We start from the raw sequence: 18367 nt of genomic DNA on the forward strand, positions 1-18367 counted from the left end.
CGATGGAGTGGACGATCCAGGAACTCGCGACGAGGGCCGGCATCACCAGCCGCACCCTGTGTCACTACGACCGCGTCGGACTCTTGGCCCCGTCCCGGGTCGGCGCGAACGGATACCGTTACTACAACCCCACCGCGGTCGCCCGGCTCCAGCGGATCCTGCTCATGCGCCGGCTCGGCATGGCCTGTCGGCCATCGCCGAGGTCCTGGCCGACGAGGTGGACACGTGCGACGGGCTCCGCGGTCACATCGCCGCGCTGGAGGAGGAACGGGACCGCATCGAACGGCGGATCCGGTCTGTTCGTCACACGCTCGAAGCCCTGCAGGCGGGGGCGGAACCGCGGATGGACGTCATGTTGGCGGGGTTCAACGACCACTACAGGGACGAGGTGATCTCACGTTGGGGCGAGCGCGCGTTCCAGGTGAGCAACGACTGGTGGCACGGCAAGACCCTTGACCAGCAGCGGGCCTGGAAGCAGGCCGCCGAAGACCTCGTCGCCGTATGGGTCACCGCAGTGAAGGCCGGGGTTTCTCCGACATCGGAACACGCCCAGTCGCTGGCTGCCCGGCACGTCCAGTGGCTGAGCCGGATCCCGGGCACCCCCACGGCCGAGGGCGACCGGGAGCGCTCGATCGAGATGGTGAAATGCCTGGGGGACATGTACGTCGACGACCCCCGCTTCACCGCCATGTATGACGACGCCGCAGGGGCGACGTTCGTCCGCGACGCACTGCAGGCGTACGCGCGGACCCGGATGTAGCCGGCTGGCTGCCGGTGCCTGAAGCTCACCGGGCACGAGCCGCTCGGCGAGCAGTTGGAGCTGTTCGGCGGTCCGCAGAAGGACGCGCCCGCGAACGGCGGGGATGATACGGGAAACGCCGCAGCCTGACTCCACCCCAGCGGTGAGTGTCGCCGGTGGCGCCGGGATCCTTCGCGGGCACGCGTGAGGACGCACATGGCCCGCCGGTGACCGCGTCGGGGCAGCGGCGGGGCAGCGCCAAGCCGGCGCGGGCACGGCGGTCTCAGGTCTTTCAGGTGCAGAACTCGGCGTTCAGGGCATGGTTCATGGCTTGGTCGACGGCGGCATCGTCGGGGGCGGGCAGGGCGGTGGCGGCGACGGTGATGCTGCGGCGGTCGTTGTGGAAGCTGTAGGTGGCGTAGCCGGGGATGTGGCCCTTGTGCCCCCAGACGGTTGTGCCGCAGGTGAGGGTGAGTTTCATCAGGCCCAGGCCGTAGGCGAAGCCGGGGGCGACCGGGACGGTCTGTTGCATCTGGGTGAGCAGGTGGGCGGGGAACAGCCGGCCCTGGAGCAACCGGGTGAAGAAGCGGTTGACGTCGGCGGCGGTGGAGATGACGGCGCCGGCGGCCCAGGCGTTGGAAGGGTTGAAGCGGGTGATGTCTTCGAGGTTGTTGTTCTCGTCGCGCATGTAGCCGCGGGGGTGGACTCCGGCGATATTGCGGCTGGTGGTGGGCAGGGTGGTGGCGGGCAGGGCGTTCGGGGCGAGCAGGCGGGTGTACAGGGCGATGGACAGGCTCCGGCCGGTGAGCTTCTCGATCAGCAGACCGAGTGCGGCATATCCGGTGTTGGAGTAGGCCCAGCGGTCGCCGGGGGCGGAGGTGGGCGGCAGGCTGGTGCCGATGTCGATCAGTTGCCGGGGGGTGTAGGTGGTGGTGGCCAGGCGGCGCAGCCCGGCCGGGGTGTCGTCGAAGGTGGTGGCGTAGTCGGCGATGCCGCTGGTGTGGTTGAGCAGCATCCGGACGGTGATCCGATCCCCACCGGGGAGCAGGCCGGGCAGGTGCCGGTCGATGGGGTCGTCCAGGGCGAGCCTGTTCCGGCCGGCGAGTTGGAGGACCAGGGCGGCGATGAGGGTCTTGGTGACGCTGCCGATGCGCCAGCGCCCGTCGGCTGGGACGGGAGCGCCGGTGCGGGTGTTGCCGGTGCCGGCGGTGCCGCTCCAGCGGCCGTTCTCGTCGCGAACCTCGGCCAGGGCACCGGGGGCCCCGGCGGCGACGATCGCGTCCAGGGCGGCCTGGACCGCCTGCCGGCGGGTGGGCTGGGCGGCGGCCGGCGTGGGTGCTGACACCAGCAGCGGCAGGGTGAGCAGGAGCGATGCGAGGACGCGTGGTTTCACCGGGGGACTCCTTTGCCAAGAATCACGGTCGCAAGGCGGTGGATCTCGATCCTGAAAAGCTGGGGAGTGCCTTCGGCCGGTCCGTCGCGGGTGCGCGGGCCGACCGGGGCGTTCAGGACGGGATGTCAGGGACTGGCAGGCCGGGCACTGTCTCGCGCAGCAGCGGTCCTGAAGCGTGGATCGTCTGTGGCGCCGCGGCCGCAAGACCGGGCGGCTGAGCCAGGGGAGCGGGGGATGGTGGCGGTCTGGGCCGCTCCGGGGACAGAGGCATGAGAGGGCTCCCGACTCAAACCGTCGCCACTGAAGGTAGTTAATCCGATGCGAAGAGTAGTTGTAGGCGGTCGGGGGCAGCACTACCGGCACAGTGACAGCGGCCTTGCCCGGGAACCCATCCGGGTCGGCCGCGTGGTGTGGCGCATCCCCGTATGACGGCACGGCCGGAGGGCGGCGACGCGGCGTGTTTCTGGCGTACTCCGGCCGCCCCCCCGGCGGAGCTGGGGCCGGCAGGGCCGGGGAGAGGGGCTGATCAGAAATCGCCCTGTCTTCGGTTTCGGGTCGTGACGCTCCCGGCGGGGCGGTGCCGACGGGTCCGCTCATCTGGGGACTGACCGGCGTGGACATCGCGGTGCTCGGCTGCCTCCCGCTGGCGGTGGCGCTGGCCGTCCAGCCGCCCGCCCTCACCGCCTTCCTGACCGTCCAGGCGTTGACCGGGACGGCCGCCCTGCTGGGCTACCTGCTGCGGGCGGGGACGGGCGGACGTCTCCGGACCTGACGGCCGCCAGCTCTCACCCCGCGCGGGAAGACCTCACCGGTGCGCGGTCCAGGCGCGGGAAGGGGAGTGAGGAGTATCCGTGCCGGATCGTGCGCTAAGCCAACATCGGCCCTAGTGATCGTCCAACGGAGCATCGCGGAGGGCGAAGAAGCGGATGAGGATGACACCGATGCTCACTGCGGCGGCCGTCCATACGATTACCAGCGCCCAGGACGCGGCCGGACGCCCGAGCAGGAAGATCCGGGGCGGCATAAAGGTCATCTGGACGATCGCGCCGACCGGCACCGTCAACGAGGCGAGCAAGCCGATCACTCCGGGACGTCGGATGCTCGCGCCGACCGCGCCCAGAGGCGGCCCGAAGAGCGCGCTCGCGCACCACCAGTAGAGCATCGACCTCCACGACCAGGCCAACGGGACTTGCGCGAGGGCGGACTTCGTGCAGTAGTACGCCGCCGTGGCCGCGGCCAATGCCAGCACACCGGCGACCGCCCCTCGGGCCTGCCCGCCGGCCAGCCACCCCACGGCCACCGCCAGCGCCGCCCAGGCCCAGCCGGCGTCCAGCAGCAGGCTCGCCACCTCTGCGACCTTCGCGGCCCACGCCCAGCCGCCCATGGGGGACACATCCTTGACCAGGGAGGTGACTGCGCCGAATCCCGCACCGAGCACGAGGACACCGACCACACCACGAATGATCTTCACTCCGCGAGAATACGCACCCCTCACGGCACCCGGGCGACGGTGCTCTGACCTCAGCTCATGCCGGTCGCGCGCGGAAACCGAGCTCCGCATCACCGCTGCTTCGCCCCTCCCGCAGTTTCGGGAGCACTGGGCCATGAGAGACGCGCTCCGCCCCGGCCGTCCTGCCCCCGGGGTGCCCCCGGGGCTCGCCGACGGCACCGCTGAGGACGTGGCGGCCGCGCCATTGTCGTCACCCCGGAGATCATCCGGGCGACCCGGGGCCTGCTGCCCACCCCAGTCCACTCCATCACCTCGATCGCCCGCCTGTTGGGCGTCAGCCCGGGCACGCTCTACAACCACATCCCGGACCTGCGCGAGCTGCGCGTCGGCCGGACACCTGCCGTGCAGGATGGGAGAAGGCGGTGATCCACAGTGCCTGCCGCAGGTCACCGAGGGCATACGGTTTCAGATGAACGGGACAACGACTGCCGCCAGCGTGAGGCCGAGGCAGACCATTATGAAGTAGCCCCTCTTGGGCCACCGGGTTCTCGTCTGTCGCCAGACAATCACCAGGGCGGCTGCCGTCGTGAGTCCCAGCAGCAGATGTATGCCGTACAACCAGGGAATTGGCACCCCTGCCGGATTTTCCCCGACAGCCAGACCGCCGGTCAGCGCATGGCCAGTGACCATGGTGAGCACGCCCGTCCCCAGCAGCACGAGCCCGGGCAGCAACTGTCGGAACGCACGGGTAGGCACTGCGCGCAGGACGATTCCCGCCAGGAAAACCAGCGATGACCACTGGTGTAACTGCTGGATGAGCAGTCCACCACGCACCTCGAACCTGGTCGTCAGCTCCGCGATGTAAGCGGCACTCATCTCGACTCCGCGCAGCGGCTCGTAGGAGCCGTCATAGATCACCCGGTCGCTCGGCGTGTAGAAGAGCACGAGGAAGGCGCCGGTAAGCAGGACGACCACGAAACAGTAGACGAGCATCTCACTCATCAGCGTCTTATATAATCTCATTCGGCTTAGTCCACCACGGATCAGAACGCGACGATCTCACGATCCAGGCAAAAGCCGTATAGGCGGTAGCCCACCGGCAGCCGGGACGCGCGGTCAGGTGGTGTCGGCCAGGTTGGATCGCCGGGGCGATCCACACTCGGGGGCACCCCCATCACGGTTCAGTCCGCGACCTTTTCCAACGTGTATCCACGCATGGACGGCTCTGCGGTGACCTCCCCCACCGACTCCGGAGGCGGGACGGTCAACTGCCAGTACGGCGGCGCCGGACTATACGAGAAGTTCTTCCTCGCCGTGGACGACTAGCGTCTCAACTTCGCCATGCAGCACCAGCAGCAGACCCAATGGCGCTGGCCGGCCACCTCGGTCAGCGCCGCGGCCTTCTACAACCCGGCCACCGCGTGAACCCGGTGTTCGCTGGTCAACGCCGAGCTGGGTCGCAACACCTGTTGCGGTCCGGCCGCTTCCGAAGAACGCGCCAGGACGTGACGCTGGGCAGCCCTTCAGTCCTGCCGCCAGGAGTGACACGCCAGCGTGGCTGACCAGCGTCGATCTTGAGCGCCTGGCTGTTGCGGGGCCGGGGCGTCAACGACACCTTCTCTGGGCGGAATTCACTTGCGTGGTAATCGGTGGGGTCGAGTAGTGTCCGTGGCATGTCGAGCCCTGAGGCATCCAAGGTGGGGGCTTTCGGTCACGCCGTCAGCCCCCTGAACCACTGAGTTCGTCGTCCACTCCCCGGCGGCTTCGCTGAACGGGGCAAGTGCGCGCACCCCTGGGCGCTGGCCGCGGTGACGAGATGTCCTTCTTCTCGTTCTCTCACCTCGGAGTCCTCGATGCCTCTCCCGCTCTACCTGCTTGCCGTGGCGGTCTTCGCCATGGGCACCTCGGAGTTCATGCTCTCTGGCCTGGTGCCGGACATCGCCACCGGCCTCGATGTGTCGGTCGGAACTGCCGGGCTTCTGACCTCGGCATTCGCGGTCGGAATGATCCTCGGGGCGCCACTCATGGCCGTGCTTGCACGCCGGTGGCCTGCCCGGGCCAGTCTGCTGGGCTTCGTGCTGGTGTTCGCCCTCACCCATGTCGCGGGTGCCCTCACGTCGAGTTTCCCGGTCCTCCTGTCCACCCGCGTGATCGCCGCCCTGGCCAACGCAGGCTTTCTGGCAGTCGCGCTGAGTACGGCAACCACGCTCGTCGCAGCCGCCCAGAAGGGACGTGCGCTGGCGGTGCTGCTCTCCGGCACGACGGTGGCCACCATTGCCGGAGTTCCAGGCGGCGCGGTGCTCGGAACGCTGCTCGGCTGGCGGGCGACCTTCTGGGCGATCGCACTGCTCTGCCTTCCCGCCGCCTTCGGCATCGTGAAAGGCATCCCGGACCATGCCCAGGGGACCGGACCGGACGCTCCGGCCGGCCCCTCTCTGCGAACCGAGATAGCCCAGCTCGCGACGCCCAGGCTGATCCTGGTCATGCTGCTGGGTGCCCTGGTCAACGCCGCCACATTCGCTGCCTTCACCTTCCTGGCGCCGATCGTGACTGACACCGCCGGCCTGGACGAGCTCTGGGTCTCGGTGGTGCTGGTGCTCTTCGGCGCGGGGTCCTTCGCCGGTGTCACTCTTGCGGGTCGGCTCTCGGATCGGCGCCCCGGCATCGTGATCGGAATCGGTAGCCCGATGCTGTTGCTCGGCTGGGTCACGTTGGCAACCGTCGCTGCCCAGCCGGTGGCGCTGCTGATCCTCGTGTTCGTGCAAGGCGCGTTGTCCTTCGCCGTGGGCAGCACCTTGATCGCCAGGGTGCTCCATGAGTCGGCGGCTGCCCCCACCATGGGCGGGTCATATGCGACCGCGGCACTCAACATCGGCGCAGCGGGTGGCCCTGCCATCGCGGCAGCGGCCCTCGGAGCCGGCGCCGGTGACCTTGGCCCGATATGGGTCAGCGCCCTCCTTGCCGCGTTCGCAGTGCTCACCGCCCTGCCTCTGCGTCGAGTGATCACACCCCGGGTCGGCCAGGCGATCCGATGATCCGCGGGAACGCTCCGTCGAGTGTCGAAGGACGCCGGCGGCTCATCGGGCGTTGTAGAGACAGCTCGGCCTCCGGCCCCTCCATGCGCCCGACCTTCTCCGCCGCCGGCCTGTCCTGGCTGCACAGCGCCACCGGGAACGGATCCGGCTTGTGATCGTTACCTTGCCGGAGAACGGCAGTTGTCAGGCAACCGCTCCGTAATCACCGTGAGGCGATCATCCCCTTCGGTTGTCCAGTTAGTGCAACCATGGTTACTGTAACTATGGTTACTTGCTAGAGGTGGGTATGGCGTGGAGGCGACGATGACGGGCACGGCGGGGCAGTGGGTGCTGCTGGCGTATCGCATCCCACGCCAGCCGTCGACGTTGCGGATCACGATCTGGCGCAAGCTGGACCGGCTCGGCGTGGCGCGGCTGGGTGACGGGCTGGTCGCGCTGCCCGCCGACGCCCGGACCCGGGAGCAGCTCGACTGGATCGCCGAGGAGATCGGCGAGATGGGCGGCAGCTCCACCGTGTGGCTGGCCGTCGCCGGCAGCGTGGCGCAGGAGAAGGCCGTCGCCACCGAGATGCGCACCGCGCGGGCGGCCGAGTACCGGGTGGTGATCGAGCAGGCCGAGGCCGCTGCGCGGGCGCGGCCGGGTGAGCGCAGCCGGACGGTCAAGCGGCTGCAGGCCGAGCTACGCCGGATCGGCCGGCGCGACTACTTCCCGCCCGCAGAGCGTGAGGCCGCGCAGCGCGCGGTGCAGGCGCTGGCGGAGGCGGTCGTCACGGAGGACGTGCGATGAGGTGGGCCACGCGCGCCGGCGTGCACATCGACCGGGCCGCGTGCGCCTGGCTGATCCGCCGCCACATCGATCCGGAACCGGAGTTCGTGTTCGTCGACGACCCCGCAGCGGTGCCCGCGGACGCGACCCCGTTCGACATGCGCGGGGCCGAGCTGTCCCATCACGGCGACGACTGCAGCTTCGAGACGATCCTGCGCCGCTACGAACTGGACGATCCGGTGTTGTGGAAGGTCGCCGAAATCGTGCACGAGGCCGACATCGACGATGAGCGGTTCGACGCGCCGGAGGCACGCGGCGTGGATGTGATCCTGCGCGGGTTGTCGATGGTCTGCGACGACGCCCGGGTGCTGGAGATCACCGGCCCGATCTTCGACGGCCTGTACGAGTTCCACCGGCGTGCGCTACTGCTGGGGCGGGAACCGGCATGAACCCGGCCGGCCGCGTGGTCGGCCTGCTGCTGACGTCCCAGGCGCTGCGTGGTCTCGGGTACGGCATCGCGGCCGTGCAGCTCGGCGCGATCCTGCGACTCGACGGCCTGACCCCTGCGGGGGTGGGGCTGCTGCTGGCGGCCGTCCTGGCCGGCACCCTCGCCGCCAGCCTGGCGTTGGCCCGCTGGGGCGACCGGGCCGGCCGCCGCCGCGTGTACGCCGCCCTGTACGCGGCGTTGGCCTGCTCGGGGATCACGATCGCGTCCGGAGCACCGCTGTGGCTGCTGGCGGTGGTGGCCATGACCGGCGCGCTGTCGGTCGAGGTGATCGAGTCCGGGCCGTTCACCACGCTGGAGCAGGTCATGCTGACCGGCACCGGGCGGCCGCAGCGGGAGGTGGTGCGCGGCTTCGGCCTGTACAACGCGGTCGCCGCCGTCGCCGGGACGGCCGGTGCGCTGCTGGGTGCGCTGCCGCCGGATCGGCGGCTGCTCGGCGGTGTCCTGGCCGTCGTGGGGACGGCCGGCATGGTGCTGGCCGCCCGGTTGCCCGCGAGCGTCGAGGCGCCCGCCGTGTCGCCGGGGTCGCCGCGGCCCCGCATGCTGACCCGCTCCCGCGGCCCGGTGGCCCGGCTGGCCGCGCTGTTCGCGGTGGACAGCCTCGCCGGAGGCTTCGTGGTGCAGGCCTACATCGGCTACTGGCTGAGCCTGCGCCACGGCGCCACCACGCAGGCCATCGGCATCACCTTCGCCGTGATCGGGGTACTGCAGACCGCGTCCCTGCTGGCCGCCCCGGTGGTGGCGGCCCGGGTCGGGCTGCTGCGCACGATGGTGTTCACCCACATCCCGTCCAACCTGCTCCTGGCCGCCGTGCCGTTCGCGCCCGGCCTGGGTGGCGCGATCGCGCTGCTGCTGGCGCGCGCCTGCCTGTCGCAGATGGACGTGCCCACCCGGCAGGCGTACGTGATGACCCTGGTCCCCGTAGAGGAGCGGACCGCGGCCGCCGCCGTCACCAACACCGCCCGCTACCTCACCCGGCCGGCCGGGCCCGCCCTGGCCGGATTCATCCTGCCCCTCGGCCTGGCGCTGCCGTTCATGATCGCCGGAGCCGCCAAGACCGCCTACGACCTGACCCTGTGGCGGATCTTCCGCTCCGTCCGCCTGCCCACCCCCTGAAAGGCCGTCATGACGATCGAAGCCACCCGTGATGTGATCCCGTTCCGCCAAGCCGTGCGCGCCTGGTTCCTGATCTCGTTGCAGACCTTCGGCGGCCCGGCCGGGCAGATCGCCGTCATGCAGCGCACCCTGGTGGAGGAGAAACGCTGGATCGGCCAGCAGCGTTTCAACCACGCCCTGAACTACTGCATGCTCCTGCCCGGCCCGGAGGCTCAGCAACTGGCCATCTACGTCGGCTGGCTGCTCAACGGCACCCGCGGCGGCCTGGTCGCCGGCACGTTGTTCGTCCTGCCCGGCATGCTGGCGCTGCTGGCCCTGTCGGCCGTCTACGTCATCTGGCAGGACACCACCGTGGTGACCGCGCTGTTCGCCGGGATCGCCCCGGCGGTGCTGGCCATCGTCGCCCAGGCGGTCATCCGGGTCGCCAGGCGCTCCCTCACCCACCCGCTGTTCGTCGCCGTCGCGGTGGCCGCCTTCGCCGCGCTCGCGCTGTTCGCAGTGCCGTTCCCCGTCGTCATCGCCGTCGCCGCGCTCGTCGGGTGGACCGTGCACCGGCTGGCTCCCCAGGTCTTCACGAAGGGCAACGGGCACGGCGGTGACGACGGGCCCGCACCACTGATCTCCGACGATGCCCTGCACCACGCCCAGCCGAGCCGGCGCTCGGCGGGCACGATCCTCGCCGTCGGCCTGGTCGCCTGGTGGCTGCCGGTGGCCGTGGTGGCGCTGTTGCTCGGCGCCGACAGCGTGTTCACCACCCAGGGCTTGTTCTTCTCCGGCACGGCGCTGGTCACCTTCGGCGGCGCCTACGCCGTGCTCGCTTTCGTCGCCCAGCGCGCCGTGGAGACCTACGCCTGGCTGACCCCCGGCGAGATGGTGCGCGGCCTGGCCCTGGCCGAGACCACCCCGGGACCGCTGATCATGGTGGTGCAGTTCGTCGCGTTCCTCGGCGCCTACCGCGACCCGGGCACCCTGGCCCCGTGGGCCGGCGCACTGCTCGGCGCGCTGCTGACCACCTGGGTCACGTTCGTGCCGTGCTTCCTGTTCATCTTCCTCGGTGCCCCGTACGTGGAGCGGCTGCGCCACAACACCGCCATCAGCGCCGCCCTGACCGGCATCACCGCCTCGGTGGTCGGTGTCATCGCCAACCTGGCCCTCTACTTCGCCGAGCACACCCTGTTCGGGCGTACCTTCACCTGGGAAGGCGGCCCGTTCAGCATCCGGCTTCCCGAGCTCGGCACACTCAGCCCTATCTCCGCGGTGATCACCGTGGTCGCGCTCGTCATGACGTTCGTCTTCAAGTGGCCGATGCTGCGCATCCTCGGTATCTGTGCCCTGCTCGGCATGGGCACGATCTTCCTGCCGTGAACCACGGCCGAGGCCGGCCCCGCACGAGGGCGAAGCGGGTAGGGCCGAACGAGGTGCGCCTGGGGAGATAAGGCGCATCGAGGCTTCACCGCATAGGAAGATGTCCTTCATGCGGCAAATGAGATCGGCCATGGCTCTGACAGTCGCGCTGGTCTGCGGCGCGTGCGTCACTCCGGCGCCGGAGCGTCCCCAGGCGGCGCCGACCGCGACGCCCACGACGAGCGCGCCCGCCGCCGCTCCCAGCGTCGTTCCGCTCGCCCGCCCGAGCGCGGCGCCGGTCGTGGCGGCCGAGACCGACTGCTCGGAACCGCCGAGGACTACCGATCAGTTTCGTGCCACCACCGTCCCGACGACCTGGAAGCTGGTCGGCGAAGGCGACTCCAAGGGCGCGCTCGCGGACGGCGTGATCGCAGCCGATGGCTCGCTGTGGGCGCTCAACCACCTGTCCCCGTCCTACGAGCAGTCCAAGGTGAAGAGACTACCGGTCCGCTGGTCGGGAACCGAGTGGAAGACCGTGCCGCTGCCTCAGGGCATGACCGCCGTGGAGGCTCTCGCTGTCGGCACCGACGGCGTCCTGTGGGCCGTCGGGCCGGCCTCCGGTCAGCGGACGGTGGGACTGTGGAAGAACGAGACCTGGCAGCGAGTCGACCTCGCCGTCCAGCGACCCGACGGCGCCGCCGGCGGCTGGGTGTCGTACGGCACGACCGCCGTGCGCCGGGACGGCGACACCTGGACCCGCGTGAAGCTCCCGACCGAGCAGGCCGACGAAGCGCCGGAGAACGTGCGTTACTCGATGACCGAAACCGGCGGTGAGGTCTGGGCGCTGCCCTTCGAAGGCTCGACGGCGGTGCGGATCCGCGACGGAGTCCCCGGCCAGGTCCGCTTCGACGTGCGGATCGACACGACCGGGGCCATCCACGACTCCCAGGAAGGCGCCTTCTACCCGCAGGCGGTCGCCGTCACCGGCAAGGACGAGTTCTGGGTGCTCGGCTTCGGCGCATTCGGCACCCACGACAAGGCGGACAACGAAGACACCGATGCCGGTCGGCCGATCGCCCTCCGGCATCGGAAAGGGCAGTGGACCTGCACCTTCGGCCCCTTCCGCGCGGAGGGCTTCGAGGGCGGCTTCATCGACGCCGTCGCCGACGGTTCGGGCGGGCTGTGGGCGGTCACCGATGAGAGCATGATGTGGCGGCTACGCGGCGGAGCCTGGACCAGGCAGCCCCTGCCCGTCGGGGACGGGCAGGACGTCAGCGTGAACGACCTGGTGCGGGGCCCCGACGGCGTCTACGCGCTGGGCTCGCTGTGGAAGGACAGCCTCGACCGGCCCGCGCTGTGGCGCCTCGACGAGTCCTGACCGGCCTCGTGCGCACCGGGCCGGTGCGAGAGGTGATCCGCGAGACGATCGTGGAGACCCGCCTGGTTTCCCAGCCCGCTCCGCCGCCGCTTACGGACGATCTCCGGCTTGAAGCCGGCGTCCCGGTCCCGCGGGCACGGTGATCTCCACCGGTCCGACATCGGTGACGACGGTCGTGGTGCGGGTGCCGTCCTTCGCCTCGTGCTCTACGCCGGCGCCTTGACGGCCGAACCCGCCGCGGCCCGCTCCCGCGTGACGCGGCGGCGCCGGGTCGGCAGCCCGAGTGTCGGGTTGGCGACGCTCCAGGCGGCGCCCTTGCAGACCAGTTCCTTGTAGACGGCGGCGAGCCGTCCGGTCAGGACCGCCTGCACGGCGCGGTCGTCGGCGGTGACGTACTGGATCAAGCCCTCCTTGCGGCCCAGTGAGACGCACTGGTTGAAGTAGCGGATCGCTGTGTTCGGGATCTTCCCGCCGGTCAGGCGTGCCGCGATCGCGTCGGCGGCCTGCCACGCGGTCGGAGTTCCCGAGGCGCACGACATCCGCAGCGGCTTGCCGCCGGGACCCATCACCATGGCCGCGTCGCCGACGGCGTACACGTCCGGGTGCGAGACCGAGCGCATGGTCCCGTCGACCACGATCTGGCCGGTGCCGGTGACCTTCAGGGCGGTCGCCCGCGCGATCGGGTGGACCGCGAAGCCGGTGGTCCACACGGTGACCGCGGCCGGGATGGCCTTGCCGTCGGCTGTGGCGACGCGCTCGGCTTCGACACCTGTGACGGCGGTGTGCTCGTGCACGGTGATCCTGAGCTTGGCGAAGACCTTCCGCAGGTGCTCACGGCCCTTGGGCGAGAGCCAGTCGCCGAGACCGCCGCGGGCTGCGAGGGCGACGTCGAGGTCCGGGCGGGCCTCGGCGATCTCGGTCACGGCCTCCAAGCCGGTGAGTCCGCCGCCGACGACGACCACGGTCTCCCCGGCGTCGAGGCGGGCCAGGCGCTCGCGCAACCGGAGTGCTCCGGGACGGCCGGCGATCTCATAGGCGTGCTCGGCGACCCCGGGAACGCCCTGGGTGGTGTCCCAGCCGCTGCCGAGGGCGTAGACGAGCGTGTCGTAGACGAGTTCTCCGGCGCCGTTCGCGTCGACGACGGCGACGGTCCTGCGGTCGACGTCGACACCGGTGACCTTCGCGACCCTCAGTCCGACGCCGGTGCCCGCGAACATCTCGCTGAACGGCCGGGGCCTGAGGTCCTGGCCGGCCGCCAGCTGGTGCATGCGGACGCGTTCGACGAAGTCGGGCTCGGCGTTGACGAGGGTGATGGCGACGTCCTCGCGGCGGAGCCGCCTGGCGAGGCGGCCGGCGGCGATGGCTCCGGCGTATCCGGCTCCGAGGACGACGATGCGGTGCTGCATTCCCTGGCTCCTGTCTTGTGCGGGTTCGCCCTTTGAACCGGGCGGCCCGCCGTTTCCTGACAGGAACGCGATGTGAAGCACCTCACACGGCGATCAGGAAGCGTTGAACAGGGGCTCCCCGTGGTCAGCGGCCGCCCAGCGCGCGGTCGCGCGTTCGAGTTTGTCGGGGTTGACCTGGTTGCGGAACGCGGCGATGCCCTCGGCTGTGACCTCCAGGCACATGACGCCGACGACCCGGCCGTCCACGACGGCCACGACCGCGGGGTCGCCGTTGGCGGTGCAGGCGTAGACCTCGGGCACGCCACCGACCACGGCGTGCTTGGCCTGGCTGGGTTTGAACAGGCCCCGCAGGAACTTCGCGACCGCGACGGCACCCTCGAACGGCTTGACGCGGGCCGGGACCTTCCCGCCGCCGTCTGCGATCGAGACGGCGTCCTCGGTGAGCAGGCGCACGAGCGGTTCGACCCGGCCACTGGTGGCGGCCGCCAGGAACTCCTCGATGATCCGCCGGGTGGCGGCCTCGTCGATCCCGGTCCGGGCCTTGCCGTCCGCGACGTGCTTCTTGGCGCGGTGGAAGATCTGCTGGCTGGCGGCCTCGCTGATGCCGAGGATCTCGGCGATCTCCCGGTGCGGGTAGCCGAACGCCTCCCGCAGCACGTACACCGCCCGCTCGTTGGGAGACAGGCGCTCCATGAGGGTGAGGACCGCGTATGAGACCGATTCACGCTGCTCGGCGGTTTCGGCCGGGCCGAGCATCGGGTCACCGGCGAGCAGTGGCTCGGGAAGCCACTGGCCCACGTAGGTCTCGCGGCGTGCCCGCGCGGAGGTGAGCTGGTTGAGGCACAGGTTGGTGAGGACCTTCGTCAGCCAGGCCTCGAGGACCTCGACGCGGTCGACGTCGGCGGCCTGCCAGCGCAGGAACGTCTCCTGCACGGCGTCCTCGGCCTCCCCGGCGGAGCCGAGGAGGCGGTAGGCGATGGCCTCCAGGCGCGGCCTGAAGGCCTCGAACCGGTCGACGTCGTTCGCGGTCAAGGGCATGGCCCGATCCTAGGCCGTGCCGCGGAACCAGCCGCCGCGCCGGAACCCTTCGCCGTTCGACGCACCATCCGATCTTGAACCGCCCCGGCTTCCGCCTGCCCAACGACGGTTCAGCGGGGCCGGTGGCCCTTCCTGCCCCGGCCGGCCTGCGTGCCCCGGCGACCCGACCCGCCCGGAGCGGGACCCCGCGGCTGCTTCCGCGCCTTCCCCGGGGCAGGCTCGGGGGTACGGCCCCGCGAGCTGTTCGCCGTACGCCCACGGACGATGCCGATGAAGTCCTCCACCAGATCGGTCGTCGCCTCCGTGGGCCAGGCCAGCGCGATCTGCGACTGCGGCGTCTCCACAACCGGCCGGTAGGTCAGATCCCTGCGGTGATACAGGCGTGCCAGCGACTGCGGGACCAGCAGCAGCCCGGCCCCCGCCGCCACCAGTTCGATCGCCTCCGCCGTCGTGTCCGGACGTGTGAAAGCCGGCAGCCCCGGCAGGGCCGTCCACTCAAGGGTGTCGTCCATCGGACGGAACACCTCGTCGTCGGCGAGATCGGCGACGGTCACCTCGGCGGCGGCGGCCACCAGGTGATCCTTCGGCACCACGACCACGGTGGTCTCGACATAGAGAGGGATCACGCTGAGCCCTTCGCGGTCCACGGGCAGCCGCACGAACCCGGCGTCGGCGCCGCCGTCGCGCAGGAATTTCACCACTTCGGCGGCGGCTACGGAGACCAGGGTGAGTGGCACGTCGGGCACACGCTCGGCCCAGACGCCCGCCCATTTGGCGGGCGTCACCCCGGGCACGTAAGCCAGCCGGAACTCCCTGTCAGTCACCTCCTCAGGGTACCGATGTCAGGGGAAGCGGCTTCGCGCCATACCCTTGACACCATGACCAAGCTCAAGACCACTCAGACGATGAAGCCCGCGACCGCGGCCAAGAAGCTGGGTGTGCTCCTTTCGGCCACTCCCCCCGAGTTCCAGGAGGGAGTCGTCTCCAGGGATGAGCTGAACGCGCTGCAGGCCACTCCGCCGGCCTGGCTGACCGAGCTGCGGCGCAACGGGCCGCACCCCAGGCAGGTCGTCGCCGTGAAGCTGGGCGTCTCCAACTCGGGCCTGGCCAGGGGCGGCATCACCGGGCCGCTCACCACCGCCGAGATCGACGCCATCAAGGCGGAGGACCCCGAGTGGCTGAAGCGCGAGCGGTCGGTTCAGGCCGAGGTGCGCAAGGAAGCGCAGCGCCTCAAGGAGCGCTAGCCGGCCGGTGGGAGTGGCGATCCGGTCCGGTATGGTCCGCCGCCATCCGGGCCGGCCACTGTCCCATCACTCCCGCGACGGAACCTTCACGGTGAGTGAAGGCACTTCGGTATGTGGTGATCGACCTGCCGAACGGGAGAGGACGCAGTTCGCAGGCGGTGAGCGCGCGGGGCGAGGAGGATCCATCGCCCTCACCTCAAGAACTGTCGCTTACCCGACTTGAGCAGCAGTTCGGTGAGTTCGGCCGGCATGGTGATCATGCAGTCGTGGCCCGTCTCCAGTTCCCACACCTGTGCCGGGCTGCCGTTGGGCTGTATCGCTGGGACGGGCCGCCGCTCGATGCCCTCCGGTACGCCGGCGACGCAGTGAATGTGCGTCCGCGGAATCGTGCGCACGACCGGGTTGTCCAGCCGGACCGGTTGCCGCAAGCAGAGCACCGGCTGATCCGACAACATCGCCCGCAACCACGCCACGTCCGCCGGGTCGGTGACGCCGAACAGGCCCAGGGGCGGCGGCAACTCGGGCATCGGCGGGATCCGCCAGCCGATCTCGGCCTCCGCGGCGCGGTCGATGAGGGCCTGGGTCACGGGATGCACATCCACCGCGCTCTCGCCGTCCTCAGGGACCATCGCGTCGAGATAGACCAGATGGGCGATCCGGTCCGGGATTCGGTTGGCGGCCGACGAGATGACCAGCCCGGCGTAGCTGTGGCCCACCAGGATCACCTCGGTGAGGTCCTCCGCGGTGATCAGCCTGACGATGTCGTCGACGTGCGTGTCCAGCCCTACCTCGGGGCCGAGCAGGTGCGCTTTGTCGCCGAAGCCGGTCAACGACGGCGCGACCACCCGATGCCCGGCCGATACCAGCAACGGGACCACCCGCTCCCAGCATTGCCCGCTGTGCCAGGCCCCGTGTACCAGCAAATATGTTGACATGGTGTAGCTCCTTGCTCACGGAAGGGAACCGCCGGCTGATTTCGCCGGTGTTCGTCCCGGAAATGAGGTTTCCGCTCACCCTCTGATGGAGCCAGAGCCCCCGCGATCCTGGGGGTGACAGGACCAGGCACGCACGAAGGTGTGCGAATTACCGTGGGGACGTGAGCGACGAATTCAACCTTCTCGGCGATTACGTACGCGCCCGCCGGGAGCTCGTCACTCCTGAACAGGCCGGTATCCCCTCCGTGGGCGTACGGCGCGTGTCGGGCCTGCGCCGGGAGGAGGTCGCGATGCTCGCCGGCATCAGCGCCGACTACTACCTGCGCCTGGAGCAGGGCCGCGACCGCAACCCCTCTGCGCAGGTCCTGGAGTCCCTCGCCCGCGTGCTGCGGCTCGACGACGACGCAACGGCCCACCTGCTACGCCTCGGGGCGGGAAAACCCCGGCGGCGACGGCGGCCCCGGAAGGAGAGCGTCCCTCCGGGCGTCGCCAAGCTCGTCGTCACCCTTCCGCTCCCCGCGTACGTGGAGGGTCGCTACTTCGACGTCCTCGCCGCCAACGCGCTGGCGAGCGCTCTGTCGCCGCGACTCGTGGCGGGGGGCAACCGCCTGCGGGACGTGTTCCTCGACCCCGCCGAGCAGGCCCTCTACCCAGACTGGGAGGACGCCGCGCAGGGCATGGTCGCCGGCTTCCGCGAGTCCGTCGGCACCGACACGGACGATCCCCGATTCATCGAACTCGTCGGCGAGCTCTCCCTCGCCAGTCCTCGCTTCAGCAGGCTCTGGGCCCGCCACGACGTGAACACGTGCGAAGGCACACCCAAGCACATCGACCACCCCCAGGTCGGTGGCCTGTGGCTGAATCGGGAGAGACTGGGCGTCAGCGGCGCGACAGGCCAGACGCTCGTCGTCCTCCACCCGGACCCCGGCACCGACAGTGCCGACAAGCTGGCGCTCCTCGCGTCCGTCACGCGGACATGACCCCGCCCATGCTCAGCCACTCGGCCGGGGGCCCAGCCCGAGGAGATCGCCGAGGTGCTCTGCTTCCTCGCCTGGCCGCGCTCCAGGCTTCAACACGGGCACCGTGGTCGCGGCGGACGGCAGGTTCACCGCGATCCAACCCGTCGGCGTCCACATCGCCGGAGGCCATCAGGGAGCCCTTGCAGGTGTGCCGCTGTCGTTCCAGGTGAGGCGGAGCCGAGGTCTCCCCGCCGGGTCATCGGCGCGGACGACCGTATGAAAGCCGACACCGCCTACCGTCTGGCCTGCGAAGGCACCGCCTTGCTGTGGCGGGGTGACTTCCACCATGCACGTTCTCCGAAAAGGCCGCATCACTTCGCACGACCGTGATCATGCGGGTCGATGTAATCTCTGCGCTCCAGCCGACCGCACTCCACACGAGAGGGGTTTTCAAGTGTCGTCACCTGCCGATTCCCCGAATAATTCATTTCGAATGCCGCGAATTGGGACGGGAGTGGACATCCATCCGTTCATGAAAGACCGGCCGATGAGGCTAGCCGGACTTGATTGGCCGGACGAGTCCGTAGGGCTGGCCGGCGAACCGGACGGCGATGTCGTGGTCCATGCCGTATGCAACGCGCTTCTCACCGCGGCGGACCTCGGCGACCTCGGAACCCACTTCGACACCGCCACGCCGGAGTGGGAAGGCGCTTCCCCGACCCTGTTGCTGACCGAAACCGCCCATCTGGTCCGCTCGGCCGGTTTCGAGGTCGGCAACGTCTCAGTTCAGCTGATCGGCGAGCGGCCCAAACTGGGCCCCCGCAGGCAAGAAGCGCAGAAGGTCCTGGCCGCTGCGCTAGGCGCCCCGGTATTTCTCGGCGCCGCTACACCTGAGGGACTTGGCTTCGCAGGCCGAGGCGACGGTCTGATGGCGATCGCTAACGCGCTGCTTCTTGAGCTGCCCGGCTATTCGCGCTGACGGATGAAACACAGCCCCACCAAGAACGGCACGTTACTGGTGGTGAGCGGGCCGCCGGGCTCAGGCAAGATCACCCTGGCG

At 70.1% G+C, this 18367-nt stretch carries 18 protein-coding genes and 1 pseudogene; 12 read left to right on the plus strand and 7 right to left on the minus strand.

What is annotated here, in order from left to right:
* Positions 1–2: 2 nt before the first annotated feature.
* A pseudogene (locus F4562_RS36165) lies at positions 3–125 on the plus strand (MerR family DNA-binding transcriptional regulator); the annotation flags it as partial.
* A 92-nt stretch (positions 126–217) separates the two neighbouring features.
* Complete coding sequence (locus tag F4562_RS34430; protein ID WP_311734208.1) at positions 218–760, plus strand: TipAS antibiotic-recognition domain-containing protein; 543 nt, start codon at positions 218–220, stop codon at positions 758–760.
* A gap of 271 nt (positions 761–1031) precedes the next feature.
* Here the strand turns inward: F4562_RS34430 and F4562_RS36170 are convergent, their stop codons facing one another.
* Positions 1032–2132 carry a serine hydrolase domain-containing protein gene (locus tag F4562_RS36170; RefSeq protein ID WP_184546103.1) on the minus strand — a complete coding sequence of 367 codons (1101 nt, stop codon included), beginning with the start codon at positions 2130–2132 and terminating at the stop codon, positions 1032–1034.
* A gap of 577 nt (positions 2133–2709) precedes the next feature.
* Here F4562_RS36170 and F4562_RS00760 point away from each other — a divergent pair.
* Positions 2710–2904 carry a hypothetical protein gene (locus F4562_RS00760; RefSeq protein WP_184546105.1) on the plus strand — a complete coding sequence of 65 codons (195 nt, stop codon included), beginning with the start codon at positions 2710–2712 and terminating at the stop codon, positions 2902–2904.
* A gap of 111 nt (positions 2905–3015) precedes the next feature.
* On the opposite strand, the gene F4562_RS00765 is transcribed toward F4562_RS00760, so the two are convergent.
* Both F4562_RS00765 and F4562_RS00770 read right to left on the minus strand, forming a co-directional pair.
* On the minus strand, positions 3016–3603 hold the full coding sequence (locus F4562_RS00765; RefSeq protein WP_184546107.1) for a hypothetical protein: 588 nt from the start codon (positions 3601–3603) through the stop codon (positions 3016–3018).
* 444 nt (positions 3604–4047) lie between these two features.
* Entirely contained in the window at positions 4048–4584 is a 537-nt protein-coding gene (locus tag F4562_RS00770) for a cytochrome b family protein (RefSeq protein WP_184546109.1), read from the minus strand.
* Between the two features lie 851 nt (positions 4585–5435).
* Between F4562_RS00770 and F4562_RS00775 the strand changes: the two genes are divergently transcribed.
* From F4562_RS00775 to F4562_RS00800, 6 genes are all read left to right on the plus strand, one after another.
* Entirely contained in the window at positions 5436–6617 is a 1182-nt protein-coding gene (locus tag F4562_RS00775; RefSeq protein WP_184546111.1) for a Cmx/CmrA family chloramphenicol efflux MFS transporter, read from the plus strand.
* 303 nt (positions 6618–6920) lie between these two features.
* On the plus strand, positions 6921–7403 hold the full coding sequence (locus F4562_RS00780; RefSeq protein ID WP_184546113.1) for a Chromate resistance protein ChrB: 483 nt from the start codon (positions 6921–6923) through the stop codon (positions 7401–7403).
* A complete protein-coding gene (locus tag F4562_RS00785) occupies positions 7400–7831 on the plus strand; it encodes a chromate resistance protein ChrB domain-containing protein (protein WP_184546115.1) in 432 nt (143 codons plus the stop codon). The genes F4562_RS00780 and F4562_RS00785 overlap by 4 nt, the downstream gene beginning before the upstream one ends.
* On the plus strand, positions 7828–9003 hold the full coding sequence (locus F4562_RS00790; RefSeq protein WP_184546117.1) for an MFS transporter: 1176 nt from the start codon (positions 7828–7830) through the stop codon (positions 9001–9003). The genes F4562_RS00785 and F4562_RS00790 overlap by 4 nt, the downstream gene beginning before the upstream one ends.
* Positions 9004–9012: 9 nt before the next feature.
* A complete protein-coding gene (gene chrA, locus F4562_RS00795) occupies positions 9013–10368 on the plus strand; it encodes a chromate efflux transporter (RefSeq protein WP_184546119.1) in 1356 nt (451 codons plus the stop codon).
* Between the two features lie 130 nt (positions 10369–10498).
* On the plus strand, positions 10499–11725 hold the full coding sequence (locus F4562_RS00800) for a hypothetical protein (protein WP_184546121.1): 1227 nt from the start codon (positions 10499–10501) through the stop codon (positions 11723–11725).
* A 206-nt stretch (positions 11726–11931) separates the two neighbouring features.
* Here the strand turns inward: F4562_RS00800 and F4562_RS00805 are convergent, their stop codons facing one another.
* From F4562_RS00805 to F4562_RS00815, 3 genes are all read right to left on the minus strand, one after another.
* On the minus strand, positions 11932–13131 hold the full coding sequence (locus F4562_RS00805) for an NAD(P)/FAD-dependent oxidoreductase (RefSeq protein ID WP_184546123.1): 1200 nt from the start codon (positions 13129–13131) through the stop codon (positions 11932–11934).
* A 93-nt stretch (positions 13132–13224) separates the two neighbouring features.
* Positions 13225–14169, minus strand: coding sequence for an RNA polymerase sigma-70 factor (locus tag F4562_RS00810; protein WP_184546125.1), 945 nt, complete (start codon positions 14167–14169; stop codon positions 13225–13227).
* 110 nt (positions 14170–14279) lie between these two features.
* Positions 14280–14993, minus strand: coding sequence for a LysR substrate-binding domain-containing protein (locus F4562_RS00815; RefSeq protein ID WP_311734209.1), 714 nt, complete (start codon positions 14991–14993; stop codon positions 14280–14282).
* A gap of 54 nt (positions 14994–15047) precedes the next feature.
* On the opposite strand from F4562_RS00815, the gene F4562_RS00820 reads away from it, so the two are divergent.
* The gene (locus tag F4562_RS00820) at positions 15048–15413 is read left to right on the plus strand and encodes a DUF5997 family protein (RefSeq protein ID WP_184546127.1); all 366 of its coding nucleotides are present in this window, start codon (positions 15048–15050) and stop codon (positions 15411–15413) included.
* 191 nt (positions 15414–15604) lie between these two features.
* Here F4562_RS00820 and F4562_RS00825 read toward each other — a convergent pair whose 3' ends face one another.
* Entirely contained in the window at positions 15605–16348 is a 744-nt protein-coding gene (locus tag F4562_RS00825; RefSeq protein WP_184546129.1) for an alpha/beta fold hydrolase, read from the minus strand.
* A 161-nt stretch (positions 16349–16509) separates the two neighbouring features.
* Here F4562_RS00825 and F4562_RS00830 point away from each other — a divergent pair, with 161 nt between their 5' ends.
* A complete protein-coding gene (locus F4562_RS00830; RefSeq protein ID WP_184546131.1) occupies positions 16510–17328 on the plus strand; it encodes a helix-turn-helix transcriptional regulator in 819 nt (272 codons plus the stop codon).
* 472 nt (positions 17329–17800) lie between these two features.
* Positions 17801–18286 carry a 2-C-methyl-D-erythritol 2,4-cyclodiphosphate synthase gene (gene ispF, locus F4562_RS00835; protein ID WP_184546133.1) on the plus strand — a complete coding sequence of 162 codons (486 nt, stop codon included), beginning with the start codon at positions 17801–17803 and terminating at the stop codon, positions 18284–18286.
* Positions 18287–18367 lie beyond the last annotated feature (81 nt).

Source organism: Streptosporangium becharense (assembly GCF_014204985.1).
Taxonomy (GTDB): domain Bacteria; phylum Actinomycetota; class Actinomycetes; order Streptosporangiales; family Streptosporangiaceae; genus Streptosporangium; species Streptosporangium becharense.